The organism is Psychrobacter sp. 4Bb (assembly GCF_002836735.1).
In the GTDB taxonomy this organism is placed as follows: domain Bacteria; phylum Pseudomonadota; class Gammaproteobacteria; order Pseudomonadales; family Moraxellaceae; genus Psychrobacter.
This window is the reverse complement of the sequence record NZ_PJAS01000069.1, coordinates 26680-42186: the sequence shown is the minus strand read 5'-3', so window position 1 is coordinate 42186 and position 15507 is coordinate 26680. Positions and strand designations below refer to the sequence as shown.

The following is a 15507-nucleotide window of genomic DNA, read 5'->3' as shown; positions in this document are numbered from 1 at the left end:
GGTGATGTTCCCTGCCATCTCTCTTGTGCTGTTGGGGTAGGTTTAACCTAAACCTTCATGTGTAACGTTATTGTATGAAGCCATATTGCTAATACAGCAGTGTGGCTTTTTTATTGGCTGATTCTTTGACTAAGAGTTAAGAGAAGGACATCTTACAAACTTACAGTCTGTGACGCTGCATGATGATAACTTTTCTTAGTGTTATAAAGGCTTATGAATGTAGTAAACTGGTTTTCATTCATTTTCCTATATAACTTTATAAGTAGAGATAGTCATGGCTGTCGATTTTAGTAATACGCTTATCGTCGCAATTTCTGCAACGGCACTTTTCGATTTGACGGAGTCAGAAAACTATTTGCTAGAGCTGCTAGAGCAACGACCTACAAGTGCTATAAAAGAGTTTAGGGAGTACATGACCGAGCGTGAAAATGATCCTTTAAGTATTGGTGCAGGTTATCCGCTAATTAAAGCGTTACTAAACCTAAATAAGTATTCTGATAATAGCGATGGGCAGGATTCAGACATTGAAACACCCTTGGTCGAAGTCGTTATCGTCTCAAAAAGTAGTCCAGACACTGGTATTCAGGTACTTAATGCAATTCTAGAACATGATATCAATATCTCCCGTTCTGCTTTTGTTTCAGGTAGCCCTGTTGCGCCTTATATCAAAGACTTTAACGTTGACCTATTCTTGACCACCAATCGCGACGATGCCCAGCAAGTGGCGGATGCCAATATCTGTGCCTGTGCCATACTAGACGCTACGCCTGTGAATACTTATGAGCTGGATACTGAGCAGCTGCGTATTGCCTTTGATGGGGATGCGGTGCTTTTTGATGATTCAGGTGAATTGCTATACAAACAAAAAGGGCTGCGAGCTTTTCATGATCGTGAAGTACAAATGCGTGATTTGCCGATTGAAAAAGGCCCTTATGCTGAATTGTTGATTAAATTGTCAAATCTGCAAGAGCGTCTACCTGCTGGTCTAAAATACTCGCCAATAAAAATTGCGCTTGTGACCGCGCGTAATGCACCAGCTGACTTGCGTGCTATCAAGACACTACGAGAGTGGGGCGTGAATGTTGATATGGCGTTTTTTCTGGGAGGACTAGAGAAAACAGCAGTACTCAGAACATTTGCGCCACATATCTTCTTTGATGATTCCATCAAGCATATCGATGCAGCACGTCGCTTTATTCCTACGGCCTTGGTTCCTTATCGTTCGACGTCATTATTGCATGGTGATAACTATCTCACTGCGGATGAAGATGCATCACTGTTGTCGTTCAAACCTGCTGTGCACCCACTATTTGCTGTAAATCATTAAGTAGGCATAAAAAATCTAGGTAATAAGGATAGGATGGTATATGAATTGGCAGCAGTTGCTCAACTTGATTGTCGTACGAATAAAGCAAGTCATTGGACTGTATGCTTTTGTACTTATACCGATGTGGGGCATGTTTTTTCTAAATGAAGTGGTCTTATTTGGTATATGGAATATCTTTGGCATCGTACCGCGTGCTTTAGATGTGGGTAGTATGATAGGGGTGTTTGCTTCATGGACCATGCATGGCAATTTGTCACATTTGACTGGCAATACGGTGACGCTATTACAGATTTTGTTTTTGTTTGGACTGTTTGAGAAGAATGCTTATAGCACGGTGATTAAACTGGTGGTTGCCTCGGGACTGGTCACTTGGGTTATAGGGTCGCCATCTTCTATTCATATTGGCGCATCAGGACTTTGTTTTGCAATGTTAGGTTATATGATAGGCGGGGCTATATTTGCGCGGCGCTGGGGTTATCTGATTGCTTGTATTGTTATGGGAACTGGCTATTGGCTGACCATTAAGCAAGGATTGATGCCGCAACAAGGTATCTCATTTGCGGCACATTTTGGTGGCTTGTGCGCTGGGCTACTCCTAGGAGCTAATTCAAAGCATACTTATTCAGCCGCTTCTCAACGCTATTAAAAGCAACTGGATGTCAGTATTTAATGAACCAGCATAATCATAACCGTACTAAGCGTTATAGGATCAGACGATTTCATCAGTACAGATTTTGATAAATAAAGGATCATCTGTAGTCAGCTCTCGCCATGCAGTGGTCTGTTTAACATGTTCATCAACCGTCAGCGTGCTACCTTTTTCTGGTATTACGTAGTCTGCACGCGCAGGAACACTGCAATCGATAACTTGTGGAACTTTCTCTACACTTCTTCGTCTTTCAAATAAATATAAATTGAATAAATATATATTTGGGTTGTCTACTTGCACACTAGCATTTCCAGTATCAGCAGCGATAAAACGTAATATTTGTGGTTTAGCATAAGACCATGGGCGGAACCATTCCTTGCTTTCTGCTGTTTTGACAACTTCTACGCCTTCTGGCAGATCTCGCACTTGTTGACCATACCAGCTGTATTCCTGGTTTATCTGGAATGCAAACATCCCAATAGCAGCAAATAAGGGAATCAGCCATTTAGGTGCACGTTTGCCTGCCAGTTTGCTGAGGTGAGTTATGATAAGTGCTAGTCCAGCCATACCAAATGCGGCAGCGATGGTAGCGATAAACTCAAAAAGCATAAAATATTCCTTAATGCGTTAGATGTGTCTAATTGAACCTCTTAGATAAAGTAAAAATCTAAAATTTAGTTATTATAGCTATAGGATAAAAAAATCACCCACAAGCAGCTACTGCCTGTGAGTGATATATAGTAACAGAAGATATATCCTCAGTTGTGAGCTTAGTGGTCGACCGCACCGCCAGCGCCACGTGGAGAACGTACGCTCTCAACCAGCTCTTGAATATGTGCTGGTGGTGGCGCAGTAGCATAAGATACAGCGAATGCTACGATGAAGTTAAGCAATGCACCAACTGCACCAAATGATAGTGGTGAGATACCAAATAACCAGTACTCTTCAGTATCAGGGAAGTTCGCTGTACCACTGATGAAGAACCAACCTTTGAACATAAAGATATAGACAAGAACGACTATTAAACCAGTCAACATACCTGCAATAGCGCCAAGATTGTTGATGCGTTTAGAGAAAATACCCATCATTAACACAGGGAACAATGAAGAGGCAGCAATACCGAAGGCCAGTGCTACGACCTGTGCGGCAAACCCTGGCGGATTCATACCTAAGTAAGTTGCTACTACAATCGCCACACCCATAGTGATACGAGCATATTTTAGCTCTTGTTTATCAGTGATATTTGGGTTTAAGTTACGTTTGATCAAGTCATGACTGATGGCTGATGAAATTGCGAGCAGTAGGCCTGCAGCGGTTGATAGTGCTGCTGCCAAACCACCTGCAGCAATCAGACCAATAACCCATGGTGGAAGCTGTGCAATTTCTGGATTCGCTAGAACTAAGATATCAGCGTTAACATCAAGCTCGTTACCTGCCCATCCAGCGTTAGCAAAACGACCATCAAGCTCTGCATCATGTGCAATACGAGCGGTTTCTACCGCTGCAGTTGCTGCAGCAACATCGCCACCGTCAGTTTGAGCAGTATTGAGGGCGATCTGAGCAGCACCTAACCCACTATCACTGTACAACTGAATACGACCATCATTGTTTAGATCGTTATACTTGATAAGACCTGTTTCTTCCCATGTCATCATCCAGTCTGGACGTTGATCATATTCTAGAGGCGCTTCTGCAACCCCTTGTGGGTAAACGGTGTCAATTAGGTTTAGACGAGCCATAGCACCTACTGCTGGAGCAGTAAAGTATAGTAGCGAGATAAATACCAGTGTCCAACCTGCTGTCCAACGTGCATCAGCCACTTTAGGTACAGTGAAAAAACGAATGATAACGTGTGGTAGACCTGCTGTACCGATCATTAGCGTCAAGGTAAATAGCACCATGTTTAGCTTGTTAGGAACATCAGCCGTATAAGAGGCAAATCCTAAGTCAGTCACAACTTGGTTAAGCTTAGTCAAAATAGGGACACCTGACTCGACATGGTTTGAAAACAAACCAAGGCCTGGAATCGGGTTACCGGTCAACTCAAGTGAAATAAAGACAGCAGGAATAGTATAGGCAATCATCAGAACCACATACTGTGCAACCTGCGTATAGGTAATCCCTTTCATACCACCAAGTACGGCATAGAAGAAGACAACAATAGCCGCAATGATAAGACCAGTACTACTCTCAACTTCTAAGAAGCGCGAGAATGCAACACCAGCACCGGTCATCTGACCGATAACGTAAGTGGTCGATGCGGTAATCAAACAGACCACAGCAATCATAGCAGCCGTTTTTGAGTAAAAACGATCGCCGATAAAATCAGGAACCGTGAACTTACCGAACTTACGTAAATAAGGCGCTAAAAGCATCGCTAGCAGAACGTAACCGCCAGTCCAACCCATCAAATAGGTAGAAGCGCCATAACCACTAGCAGCAATAAGACCTGCCATTGAGATAAATGACGCCGCACTCATCCAGTCAGCAGCTGTTGCCATACCGTTAACGACCGGATGGACACCACCACCAGCAACATAAAATTCACTGGTTGAACCAGCACGAGCCCAAATCGCGATACCGAAATAGAGAGCGAAGGATAGACCCACAAAAATAAGATTAATTACAAATTGACTCATGGGGCTATTCCTCGTCTACGCCATATTGTTTGTCTAACTTATTCATACGCCAAGCGTAAAAGAAAATTAGGATGATAAATATACCAATGGATCCTTGCTGAGCAAACCAAAAGCCCAGATCAGTACCACCGATTTTGATACCAGCTAACAATGGACGAAACAAGATACCAAAGCCATATGAGCATAGCGCCCAAACAACCAAGCTGCCGAGAATGAGACGAATATTGGCGCGCCAATATCCAGATGGATCGTTGTGGTTTTCCATAGGACAACTCCTTTTGTCTTACCTAAAAAATATCAACCATATAAAAAGAACTGCGATTATTTCTTACCACGAAAAGTATAAAAAATAGTCAGGTACTGCTTTATATAGTGAAAACGATGATGCGTGATAGTACGTTTAATGCTCGGTAATTCTCTACTTCAAATAAAAGTAGTTAACTATTTAAGCATCGTATTGACTTAAACCATCGAATGGCAAAAATAACGTTTCTTGAGGAAGACAGAAGGGTGGACTATCCAGTGTCTTTTTAACAATCTCGTCTTCCTGACAAGAGTTTTAATCTTTTTAACACGCTAACCTATTGTGCTGCTTGATAGTTGCTTGTACTGCTTGATAGCTTTGATAACCATAAAACAGTCTAAACAGATATGGAATTCATATTAGCACGGTTTAATAAATATAATTGCAAACTACTGCGCATGAATAATAATTAAATTACTAAAAATTAGTTTGCTTAGCCTTCAATGAAAAACCTAACGTTACGGAAACGGTACTGCTACCGTGTAATTTGTGCGATTAAATTATCACTTAATCTATTCTATATAAGATGAAACATAAGCATTATTTATTTTAAAAATAATTATATAAAGTCGATAAGTAAACGTGATGGTCGCATGTCGCTCAATATCTATATCATGCACGTGTCTTTTTGGTATCAGGTATTTTGCACAGAGGCTTATATAGTCCATGGTAACCAAAATATGATATCGATATAAAACTTAAGTAACACATATAAAGAATGAATAAGGAGCCCATATGAACGAAGGGATAATAGGTTGGTTTAATAACATCGTAAATTATGGTGTCGGTATTATCTGGGGTAACAATGACTGGCTAATTGCTAGTAACCCTTGGTATGGACTACTGATGTTCTTACTAATTGGTGCGGGTCTTTACTTCACCGTCGTGACACGTTTTATTCAGTTTCGTCATTTTGGTCATATGTGGAAGTTGCTACGCGTGTCCAACCAAGGACGCAAAGATGGTGGTATTAGCTCATTTGAAGCATTGATGACGTCGCTGGCCGCGCGTGTTGGTACTGGTAACTTGGCAGGTGTGGCAATTGCCATCTATTTGGGTGGACCAGGTGCTGTATTCTGGATGTGGATGACGGCACTGGTCGGTATGTCGACCAGCTTTATCGAGTCAACCTTAGCACAGGCATATAAAGTACCGCACAACGATAATGTGTACCGCGGTGGCCCTGCTTATTACATCGAAAAAGGTCTAGGCAAGCGCTGGCTTGCCGTGTTTTTCTCATTATGTTTGTTAGTGGCCTTTGGTTTGGCATTTAATGGCGTACAATCCAATACCATCGCTCAAGCGACCAACGAAGCCTTTGGTGTGCCAACGTGGATGACAGGTTTGGTATTGGTAGTACTGGTAGCGCCAGTGGTATTCGGTGGTTTACGCTCAGTAGCTCGTATCGCAGGTAAAATCGTACCAGTGATGGCTATCTTGTACATCTTGCTAGCGCTATTCATTATCGTGACTAATTTCAGTCAATTCCCAGCAGCGATCGCGTTGATTGTAAAATCAGCATTTGGCTTTGAGCAGGCAGCAGGCGGTGTCATCGGTTATGGTATTGCGCAGGCAATGATTAACGGTATCAAACGTGGCTTGTTTTCTAACGAAGCAGGTATGGGTTCAGCGCCGAATGCTGCAGCAACGGCAAAGAGTCATCCTGATCATCCAGCAGTGCAAGGTTTTATGCAGATGCTAGGCGTATTTATGGATACCCTTATCATTTGTACCGCGACGGCGTCGATCATTATCTTGTCTGGCGTGGTCGACCCTAATGTCGAGCAAGAAGGTATTCAGTTAACCCAGCTAGCCTTATCACAGTATGTGGGTGACCTAGGTGTGGTGTTCGTGGCGATTGCGATTTTCTTCTTCTCATTTACATCTATCATTGCTAACTATAGCTACGGTGAGTCAAATCTTGAATTTATCTCTGGTGCCAAAAATGCCAAAGTGATGATCATGATTTTCCGCTTCCTAGTATTAGGTATGGTATTTATCGGCTCTGTTGCAAGTTTACCTGCCATATGGAACTTCGCTGACTTGTCTATGGGTCTGATGGCTTTGGTCAACTTAGTGGCCATCTTGCTCTTGTCTCCTGTAGCGCTAAGAATACTACGTGACTATGAGCGTCAGGTAAAAGAGGGTAAAACAGGTGATCAGATTAAGTTTGATCCTGATAACTTTGTGAAACTCAGAGATGAAGCCAACCGTGATGCTTGGACAGATTAAGCAGCATTAATTGGTAAAAATAGCTTGTTCTAAGCATTAAAAAACCGCCTTTCTCTTCTTAAGAGAAAGGCGGTTTTTATTGGAGCACAGTTTTAATGATATTAACTGTACCAAATTAAATCAGAATTATCCTGATTTACATGTTTGGGTAGTTAGGACCACCGCCACCTTCTGGCGTTACCCAAGTGATGTTCTGTGAAGGGTCTTTAATATCACAGGTCTTACAATGCACGCAGTTCTGCGCATTGATGACAAACTTAGCGCCTTCAGCGTCTTGGACCACTTCGTATACACCCGCTGGGCAGTATAGACGCGCAGGCTCAGCATACAACGGTAAGTTGATAGAGATAGGTACCGTTGGGTCAGTGAGTTTTAGATGCGTTGGCTGATCTTCTGCATGGTTGGTATTAGAGATAAATACTGACGACAATTTATCAAATACCAACTTACCATCAGGCTTGAGATAGGTTGGTTGATAAGCATGGTTAGCACGCTCTAACTGATCGTAATCTGGGATATTGTCATGCAAGGTGAATGGCATTTTACCTTTTAGCAAGTTGTGCTCGATAAAGGTGAAAGCACCGCCCATAAACAGACCCATACGGTGGATCGCAGGTGAGAAGTTGCGCGACTCGTAATTGTCTTGATATAACCATGATTCTTTGTACATGGTGGTATAAGCAACGACTTCGTCATGCTGACGCTCAGCTTGTAGTGCCTCAAAGATCGCTTCGGCGGCGAGCATACCTGACTTCATCGAGGTATGTGTGCCTTTGATTTTTGCTGGGTTCAAAAATCCAGCATCATCACCGACCAATACGCCACCTGGGAAGGTAAACTTCGGTAGTGAGTTTAGACCACCTTTGGTCAAAGCACGTGCGCCGTAAGAAATACGCTTACCGCCTTCTAGGACGCTCTTGATGACAGGATGCGTCTTCAAACGTTGCATCTCATCAAATGGAGAGACATAAGGGTTATGGTAAGACAAATCGGCCACAAGACCAAAGCTTACTTGGTTGTTTTCATCAAAATATAACCACCAACCACCAGTTGAGCCAGTTTCGGTCAACGGCCAGCCAAGACCATGCATGACAACGCCTTGCTCATGCTTGTCAGGCTCAACTTCCCACAGCTCTTTTAGACCGATACCATAATGCTGAGGATCAGAGTCTTTATCTAGATCAAAACGGCTGATTAAGCGCTTACCCAAATGACCACGGCTACCTTCGGCAAAAATAGTGTATTTGGCAAGCAGCTCGTAACCAGGCTCAAAGCTAGGCTTGGCTTCGCCATTAGCAGCCACACCCATATCACCCGTTAACACACCTCTTACCGAACCGTCATCGTTATATAAGATGTCATCGGCAGGGAAACCTGGGAACATCATGACTTCAAGCTCTTCTGCCTGCACAGCCAACCAACGAACGACATTACCCAATGAGACAATATAGTTGCCATCATTATGCATAGGCCCCGGAATCAACGAATGAGGTACTTTGGTTGAGCGAGTAGCAGAATTTAGATAGTAAAAACGATCTTCCGTCGCTGGTACGTTGAGTGGCGCGCCTTTTTCTTTCCAATCTGGAATCAGCTCATTGAGTGCACGTGGCTCGATGACAGCGCCAGACAACGTATGGGCACCAAACTCAGAGCCTTTTTCGACCACACACACCATAAACTCATCGTTACCGGCTTCAATAGCGAGCTGGCGCAGGCGAATAGCAGCAGAGAGACCTGCAGGTCCGCCGCCCACAATAATGACATCAAATTCCATTGATTCACGTTCGATCTCAGGTTCTGCTGCCACAGGCTCTACCACTGGTTCTGCTTTATCTAGCGTTGCGGTCTCTGTTGCTACTGGTGCGTCAGCGTTCACAGTATTACTATCAATAACTGGCGTTTGATTGTCTTGCTCTTGCATACCTACTCCTAAACTTTTAGTGGCTTATCTCAGGGCATCATTAGCTTAACAACTGAATAATAGACTTGCGGTGCTAACGTCACTCAGACATATGGCTGCCCGATAAAAATGTGTCATCAATACAAAACCCACTTGACCATTTCAATAAAAAATCGTTACTCATTATAAAAGAAAAGTCCTACAAACACGATACGCATTTATGAGCAACGGTGTTAAGGTTATATCAAGGCAATGAAGGTATTTGGGCGATAAAGTTTCATCATACCTGAAACAAAAATTTATAGTAATAATAGATTTGCCAAACTTTGAATACTAAATAAAGGATTGAACGATGAATAATGACAATAATCATGCTGATAGCAGTCGTGAAAATAACGTAGAAGCTCCAGTGGGTAAGGGTTCTGGTTTGAATAATATGGATGCACTAAGTCACTATCTTAAGTCTACAGCTGGGGTACGTGAAGGACGCGCAATACCGCCACTTGAAAAGTGGCATCCTGAAGATATCGCTGATATGGACTTAATTATCAAAGCAAATGGGGAGTGGTGGCATGAGGGTGGGCAAATGACCAGAGAGTCACTTGTCAGTTTATTTGCGACTATTTTGTGGAAAGAAGAAAATAATGGTGTTATCGAATACTTTTTGAAAACCCCAGTACAAAAAATCCGTATTCAAGTAGAAGATGCACCACTGTTGATTAACGATGTTGGTATCGTGCAGGAAGATGACATGAGCTGGTTAGAGTTCACGACGACGACCGGTGATGTGGTACGCTTGGATAATGAGCATCCTATTATATTAAAAGCGTATAATCCTCAAAGCGATGATACGGTAAATGACGCTGTCAGTACTGAGCAGGCCCTAGACACAGCAACTGAAGCACAAGTACGCCCTTATATGCTTATCAGAAATGGCTTGATGGCGCTGATTGGGCGCAATACCTTTTATCATCTGACAGAGATTGGTGAGCTAACAGAGCATAATGGTGAGACAATACTGACGTTACAAAGCGGCAGTGAGTCCTATTCATTATCGATGCCGGTCAATTAAGTAACAATAAATAGTATGCTATTGATTGTTATAATATGAGCTGCTGGGTTATTAAATGATGCCACGATACGGCTAAGCTATAAGATATTTATTGGGATAATAAGAGACATAAGCGGCATGAAGATAATATGTATACAAAAATGGCGGTAGCGTAGAGATGGCTATTACTGCAAATCACATGATGAAAGTGACGACAATGCGAGCAAATTTTTTGGATGGTAACGCTTTCAAAAACCCTGCCATTCATAAAGCAAGTATCCATTCGATGGCTATCGATACGGCCGCGAGTAATACCGCTCGCAGTGCTCCCATTGGGTTGTTTGACTCCGGCGTTGGCGGCTTGTCGATCTATTTGCATTTAGCCCAGCAACTACCTAATGAGAGCTATATATATTACGCTGATACCTTAAATGTTCCTTATGGCAATCGTGATAGTGAAGATATCGAAGCGCTGACTTTAAAAGCAGTGGAATGGTTATACCAACAGGGCTGCAAGCTCATTGTTATCGCGTGCAATAGCGCATCAGCTTATGCTTTGGACACAGCAAGAAAATGTTATCCGCAATTACCTATCGTGGGCTTGGTACCTGCTTTAAAGCCCGCCGTACTGGCAAGTAAAAGTGGACATGTGGCGGTATTGGCTACCAAAGCCACTTTAAATGGGTCATTACTCAATGATGTCATTGCCAGTTTTGCCAATCCTAATAGCACAGTGGTTACCAAGTATTTTGATCCACAACTGGTGCCTTGGGTAGAGGCTGGCATGCCAGTTGAAGATGAGACAGCTCAGCGTCTACGCCAACAGCTACGGGCATTTGCTAATGAAGGTATTGACCAGCTAGTGCTCGGCTGTACACATTATCCATTTTTTAAATCGTTTTTATTAGACGAAATTGCACAGCAGCAGTTATCGATACAGGTGGTTGACTCTGGGCAAGCAATCGCTGAGCGAGTCAAGCAGCTATTGGTCGCAAATCAGATGTCAGCCACTCTTGATAACGAGACAAGTACTCAGGATTTGAGTGCGATTAATAAGACAAATGTTGGTATTAGACTGCCATTAACTTTCCATGCTACCAAATATAGTGATAGACTAAGCGCTTTGATTGAGCGTTTACTTGGTAAAGAGACGGTATTGCAATACTATCCTGAGTAATTATTAGTAAAGTTATTTACACCAATACCTTGTCTACAGCATGGATTTTATTAAAATAGATCAAATGTATTTTTGTAAGACTAATCAAAGCTACGCCAAACAAGATATTTGTGCTCTATTTCATCTTATGCCCTTTTATGCCGCAACCTAAGCTCAGAGGTAATCGTGCCACATCGCCGCTATCATATTCATGTTATATGTGCTGACAACGATCAATTATTGGTGTTGGACAGCGTAGCGATATTTTTTCAAGCACGGGCGTTTTTGACTTATGACGTGTCTAGCAAGCTGCCAAAAGCCTCGCTATATGGTCGACAATGCATCGATTCTTGTGATTATGCGTTGATGATTATTGGAGACAGCTATGGGACAGTACAAAAGACAGGCGTTAGTCAAATGCATTTAAGTTATCTGAATGCTAAAGCCAAACTCAAGCCGCTACTGATCTTAGTTAAAAATCACTATCAAGAGGCTGGCATCAGTCGCCAATTACAAGAGCTTGTCAAACTAGTGTCTAAGCAAGACAATCAAATATATTATTACGACACAGAGGATGATATCGAAGCGTTACTCGTACAAGCCTATTACAACGCAATAGCCAGTCATAAAGTGACAGGTGGCTGGATGAGAGCGACCGAGGAGATGATTAAGTTTAGTAATCAAACGGTCGCTGAAAGGTTTGCGGATCTCTTATCTAAGAATAAAAGTATGAATACCAAGAAAGAAAGTTCTGTTGATGAGGATTTTGGGGCTGACAATGTTAGCAAGCCGATCATGTTGACAGAGACTTTCGATATTCAGTACAGTGCTCAAGCTTATGAAGGTGGGAACTTAAAAGATGTCACTAGAAGCATAACGCTATCTTGGCAAGAAATATTAGCGGCTTTAGTGAAAATACCGTCTACATTTTCGAGCTATGGGCTACAAAATGCTATTAATCGCCTGATCGCACCAAAAGCTGAGATAGATATCAAAAGTGACATGCCAAACGTTCATGCTGTCTCACGCTGCCAAATCTCTCAAGATGATCTCAATCACTTACAGCGTCAGCTGGTAAGCGCAAACTGGATACAATTGACGACCTACGGTACGCGTTTGTCACAAGAGCTTTGGAAGCTCACGTTTTATGCAAAAAACCTATTAGAAAATGAGAATTCTCAAACGTCTGAATAAGATCAACCCTCATGACTGCCACCCTTTAATATCATCAAAAATTCTCTGCAGAAATGCTTACGGTGACCATGACTACGTTTTGTAATACAAAGCATACGCGGCAATAGTTGTGAATCCGCTCAAGACTCGTGATAATAAGAACCATCAGATACTGATCTTATTTAGACAAAAAATTGTATTAAAATTAAAAATGCATAGAACGTACTACAATATTGACCGATTAAGGAGAGCACACAATGAGTAACGCTAAAAATGATGAGTTATTAAGAGAGATCGATGGTCTAGAAAAGTCTATGCATGATGCTGATCAGTTTCATACGTTAGAAGAGCAAGTAGCAGATATGAAACGTCGCGGTATAGATCCTAGCAAGGCCTACAAAGATTTAGACAGTAAAGCCGAAGATGAAGATTGGGGCGATGCGACTTGGAAAGAAAACGGTAAGTGGGAGCCAAAAACGGCTGCCGATTTAGACGACAAAGCTCGCGAAAATTGGAATGGTGACAATGGTCAGCCTAAGCCACCACCTATCGTCTAGATACGTATTTCGAGAAAATTAGATAAGTTCTATTAATAATTATCTATAAATAAAAAAGCCACGCTATCGTTAGCGTGGCTTTTTTGATGCATTTAAATAGCATCACTTATCTTACTACTATGAACCTTGGTCTATACGAACAAGCTTGATAGTGCCATCGGCGTCAGTAACGCGGCGATAACGTGTATTGCCAGAAGTTGAGGAGCTCACTGATGGCTGAGATGAGTAGCTACTAGGAGCAGTCGTTTGCTGCTGAATTAATTGTCCCATGCGATCGGCGGGTGCAGGATTCAGGGGTTGGCTGTTTGCAGGCTGGCCGTATTGAGTTTGACTCGGTGCTGCATTACCAACGATGGCGCGATAGAATTTTTGACCTGCGCGTCCGTCAGCTGGGAAAATACCGCGACTAGTCTGGTATTGCTGGATAGCAGTACGAGTATTGTCTCCGATGATGCCATCTACACCGCCGATATCATAACCTGCGTTTAACAACGCTTGCTGAATGTCTTTGACCTGCTGGCGGCTGATACCAGGATCGTCTGTCGGCCACGCAGTGATAAAGTCTGTTTTGCTGCTGTCTTCGCGAGTGATTAGATCTGATAAGTGTGCGATAGCCAGTGCGTAGTTTTCTGAGGCGTTATAAGAGTAGAAAGTATCGAAGTTTTTACCCACCAAGAAAGCAGGGCCTTCCATACCAGCGGGTAACAATAAGCCTGCACTGCTCAAGTCATACGGTAACGGACTGCCATTAGCCAATGTCAGACCTTGGTCGCGCCAGTGGCTTATTGACTTTTTGTCTTTACGATTCGAAGCGGCCCAAAATCCATCAGGTAGTTTGACTTCATAGCCCCAAGGCTCACCAGTACGATAGCCGCGATTGTCCAAGAAGTTTGCGGTAGAAGCGAGTGCATCAGGTACGCTATTGACCAAATCACGACGTCCATCACCATCGAAATCTACTGCCAATTCTAAGAAAGTACTCGGCATAAACTGTGTCTGTCCAAAAGCGCCTGCCCATGATCCTGTCATATCATTTGGTGCGATATCACCGTTTTGCACGATTTTTAGCGCATTGGCGTACTCACCTTGAAAGTAGCTCTGACGACGGTCAAAACAAGATAAGGTCGCTAAAGACTCAAATAATGGTTTTTTACCTAGTGTTTGACCAAAGTTAGATTCTACGCCCCAAACACCGAGCACGTGCTCAGCTTTTACGCCATAAAGCGATTCGATTTGACGTAGTGTAGAGCCCCATTGACGCTTGGCTCGGATACCGTCCTCGACACGTTCTTTGTCTACCAATGCTGATAAATAGTCCCAGACGTCTTTTTGAAACTCTGGTTGATAATTCAGTGACTGAATGACACTAGGATCAGGCTGGCTTGGGCGATAGTTATTAAAGGTATAGCCATCAACACCGCTAAACTTGCTAGAGTTTTTTAGATTGTCCAAGCACTGCTGAAACTCGCTATTGGATAAGTCAGGTGCTGGCGGCTGAGCAGCTTGAGCAGTGGTAGCAAGGCTGATGCCGACAGCAACACTAAGCAGCGACAAAGTAGAAAAAGGAGTCAAACGCATGAAAATATCCTATAAACGTTAAAATAGTTATCGAAAGGCAAAAAATGATATTAACGTAGAGTAACCAATCTAAACAGTAAAGAAAAGCTGTCGCAGTACCAAGGTTATAAATGGTTACGATAAATTGACGCTGCCGTGAGATTAGAAGAGGGTTTCATTATTCTACTAAGCAGAAATGCCAGTATCATTTTGAGAAAGTATTTTGTGCCGTAATTGATAACTTACCTATTTGTTCAATACGTTATCCAACTCATCAACCAATGTATGAATACGCGCCGCATTTTTGCCCAAATCACTCTGTCCAATTCGTGACTTACTACGAACATCAAATAAGCGCTCGCTATCGTTGTCAGTCACACGAATGATCACATCATCTTTAAAGCCAAACCAAGCAGTCGTCTCTGTTGCTTCAACGATACCCTCGTCGACATCAGTATTTACAAGCTCCCACCCTAAATTTTCCATGGCTTGTTGGGCTGCTTTGATCAGTTCAGACTTTGATTGAGCATAGGTCAATGTCTGCAAATCAGGATAGGCGGTACGTTGTTGTTCAGCTACTTCTGCACCTGCATACGCTAATGGATTCGGTGCATCTGCACGTAGTGGCGCAATCGCGACAAACTCAGGCGGATTCACCAGATCGGTAGAAATATCGTGAATAGGCGGTACATTTTTAGCCGTATTCATCATGCCGAGCGGGACAGCGATTGCAGCGAGAGCAAGTACGGCTGAGGCTAGTGCGCTCCCAATACTGGCTGTATTGCGTTTAAATAATAGCTGAATAGCTAACAATACCAATGCTGCGATACCAGCAAATAACCCAAATTTAAACCCCGTAAATGCAGTGCCTAACTCTACAACGCCAAACTTATACAATGGGCCTGCCAGAGCAACCAGCAGAATAGCAGTTACACTCATTAGACCGACTATCATTTTCATTC

Annotated in this window: 13 protein-coding genes; 7 read left to right on the top strand and 6 right to left on the bottom strand. The window is 42.8% G+C overall.

The window, feature by feature from the left end; all coding sequences use genetic code 11:
- The first annotated feature begins 274 nt into the window (after nucleotides 1-274).
- Nucleotides 275-1327, top strand: a complete 1053-nt coding sequence (locus CXF60_RS09650) for a 5'-nucleotidase (protein WP_102091768.1) — start codon at nucleotides 275-277, stop codon at nucleotides 1325-1327.
- Between the two features lie 40 nt (nucleotides 1328-1367).
- Nucleotides 1368-1973 (top strand): rhomboid family intramembrane serine protease, encoded by a 606-nt coding sequence (locus tag CXF60_RS09645; protein ID WP_102091767.1) that lies wholly within the window; start codon nucleotides 1368-1370, stop codon nucleotides 1971-1973.
- A 63-nt stretch (nucleotides 1974-2036) separates the two neighbouring features.
- On the opposite strand, the gene CXF60_RS09640 is transcribed toward CXF60_RS09645, so the two are convergent.
- The 3 genes from CXF60_RS09640 to CXF60_RS09630 form a co-directional block, all read right to left on the bottom strand.
- Nucleotides 2037-2585, bottom strand: a complete 549-nt coding sequence (locus CXF60_RS09640; RefSeq protein ID WP_102091766.1) for a hypothetical protein — start codon at nucleotides 2583-2585, stop codon at nucleotides 2037-2039.
- A gap of 161 nt (nucleotides 2586-2746) precedes the next feature.
- Nucleotides 2747-4615: a sodium:solute symporter family protein gene (locus tag CXF60_RS09635; protein WP_101205297.1), complete on the bottom strand. Its 1869-nt coding sequence runs from the start codon at nucleotides 4613-4615 to the stop codon at nucleotides 2747-2749.
- 4 nt (nucleotides 4616-4619) lie between these two features.
- Nucleotides 4620-4880 carry a DUF4212 domain-containing protein gene (locus CXF60_RS09630; protein ID WP_101205298.1) on the bottom strand — a complete coding sequence of 87 codons (261 nt, stop codon included), beginning with the start codon at nucleotides 4878-4880 and terminating at the stop codon, nucleotides 4620-4622.
- 774 nt (nucleotides 4881-5654) lie between these two features.
- Here CXF60_RS09630 and CXF60_RS09625 point away from each other — a divergent pair.
- Nucleotides 5655-7151 carry an alanine/glycine:cation symporter family protein gene (locus CXF60_RS09625; RefSeq protein ID WP_102091765.1) on the top strand — a complete coding sequence of 499 codons (1497 nt, stop codon included), beginning with the start codon at nucleotides 5655-5657 and terminating at the stop codon, nucleotides 7149-7151.
- 136 nt (nucleotides 7152-7287) lie between these two features.
- Here CXF60_RS09625 and CXF60_RS09620 read toward each other — a convergent pair whose 3' ends face one another.
- Nucleotides 7288-8925 carry an electron transfer flavoprotein-ubiquinone oxidoreductase gene (locus CXF60_RS09620; protein WP_102091769.1) on the bottom strand — a complete coding sequence of 546 codons (1638 nt, stop codon included), beginning with the start codon at nucleotides 8923-8925 and terminating at the stop codon, nucleotides 7288-7290.
- Between the two features lie 478 nt (nucleotides 8926-9403).
- Here CXF60_RS09620 and CXF60_RS09615 point away from each other — a divergent pair, with 478 nt between their 5' ends.
- The 4 genes from CXF60_RS09615 (at nucleotide 9404) to CXF60_RS09600 (ending at nucleotide 12988) form a co-directional block, all read left to right on the top strand.
- Nucleotides 9404-10123 carry a DUF1285 domain-containing protein gene (locus CXF60_RS09615; protein WP_102091764.1) on the top strand — a complete coding sequence of 240 codons (720 nt, stop codon included), beginning with the start codon at nucleotides 9404-9406 and terminating at the stop codon, nucleotides 10121-10123.
- A gap of 265 nt (nucleotides 10124-10388) precedes the next feature.
- On the top strand, nucleotides 10389-11279 hold the full coding sequence (gene murI, locus CXF60_RS09610) for a glutamate racemase (protein ID WP_228707097.1): 891 nt from the start codon (nucleotides 10389-10391) through the stop codon (nucleotides 11277-11279).
- A gap of 165 nt (nucleotides 11280-11444) precedes the next feature.
- Nucleotides 11445-12452: a DUF4062 domain-containing protein gene (locus tag CXF60_RS09605; RefSeq protein ID WP_102091762.1), complete on the top strand. Its 1008-nt coding sequence runs from the start codon at nucleotides 11445-11447 to the stop codon at nucleotides 12450-12452.
- Between the two features lie 236 nt (nucleotides 12453-12688).
- Nucleotides 12689-12988, top strand: a complete 300-nt coding sequence (locus CXF60_RS09600; RefSeq protein ID WP_102091761.1) for a hypothetical protein — start codon at nucleotides 12689-12691, stop codon at nucleotides 12986-12988.
- 117 nt (nucleotides 12989-13105) lie between these two features.
- Here the strand turns inward: CXF60_RS09600 and CXF60_RS09595 are convergent, their stop codons facing one another.
- Together CXF60_RS09595 and CXF60_RS09590 are read right to left on the bottom strand one after the other, a co-directional pair.
- A complete protein-coding gene (locus CXF60_RS09595; protein WP_102091760.1) occupies nucleotides 13106-14566 on the bottom strand; it encodes a lytic murein transglycosylase in 1461 nt (486 codons plus the stop codon).
- A 225-nt stretch (nucleotides 14567-14791) separates the two neighbouring features.
- Entirely contained in the window at nucleotides 14792-15505 is a 714-nt protein-coding gene (locus CXF60_RS09590) for a DUF1499 domain-containing protein (protein WP_102091759.1), read from the bottom strand.
- Nucleotides 15506-15507 lie beyond the last annotated feature (2 nt).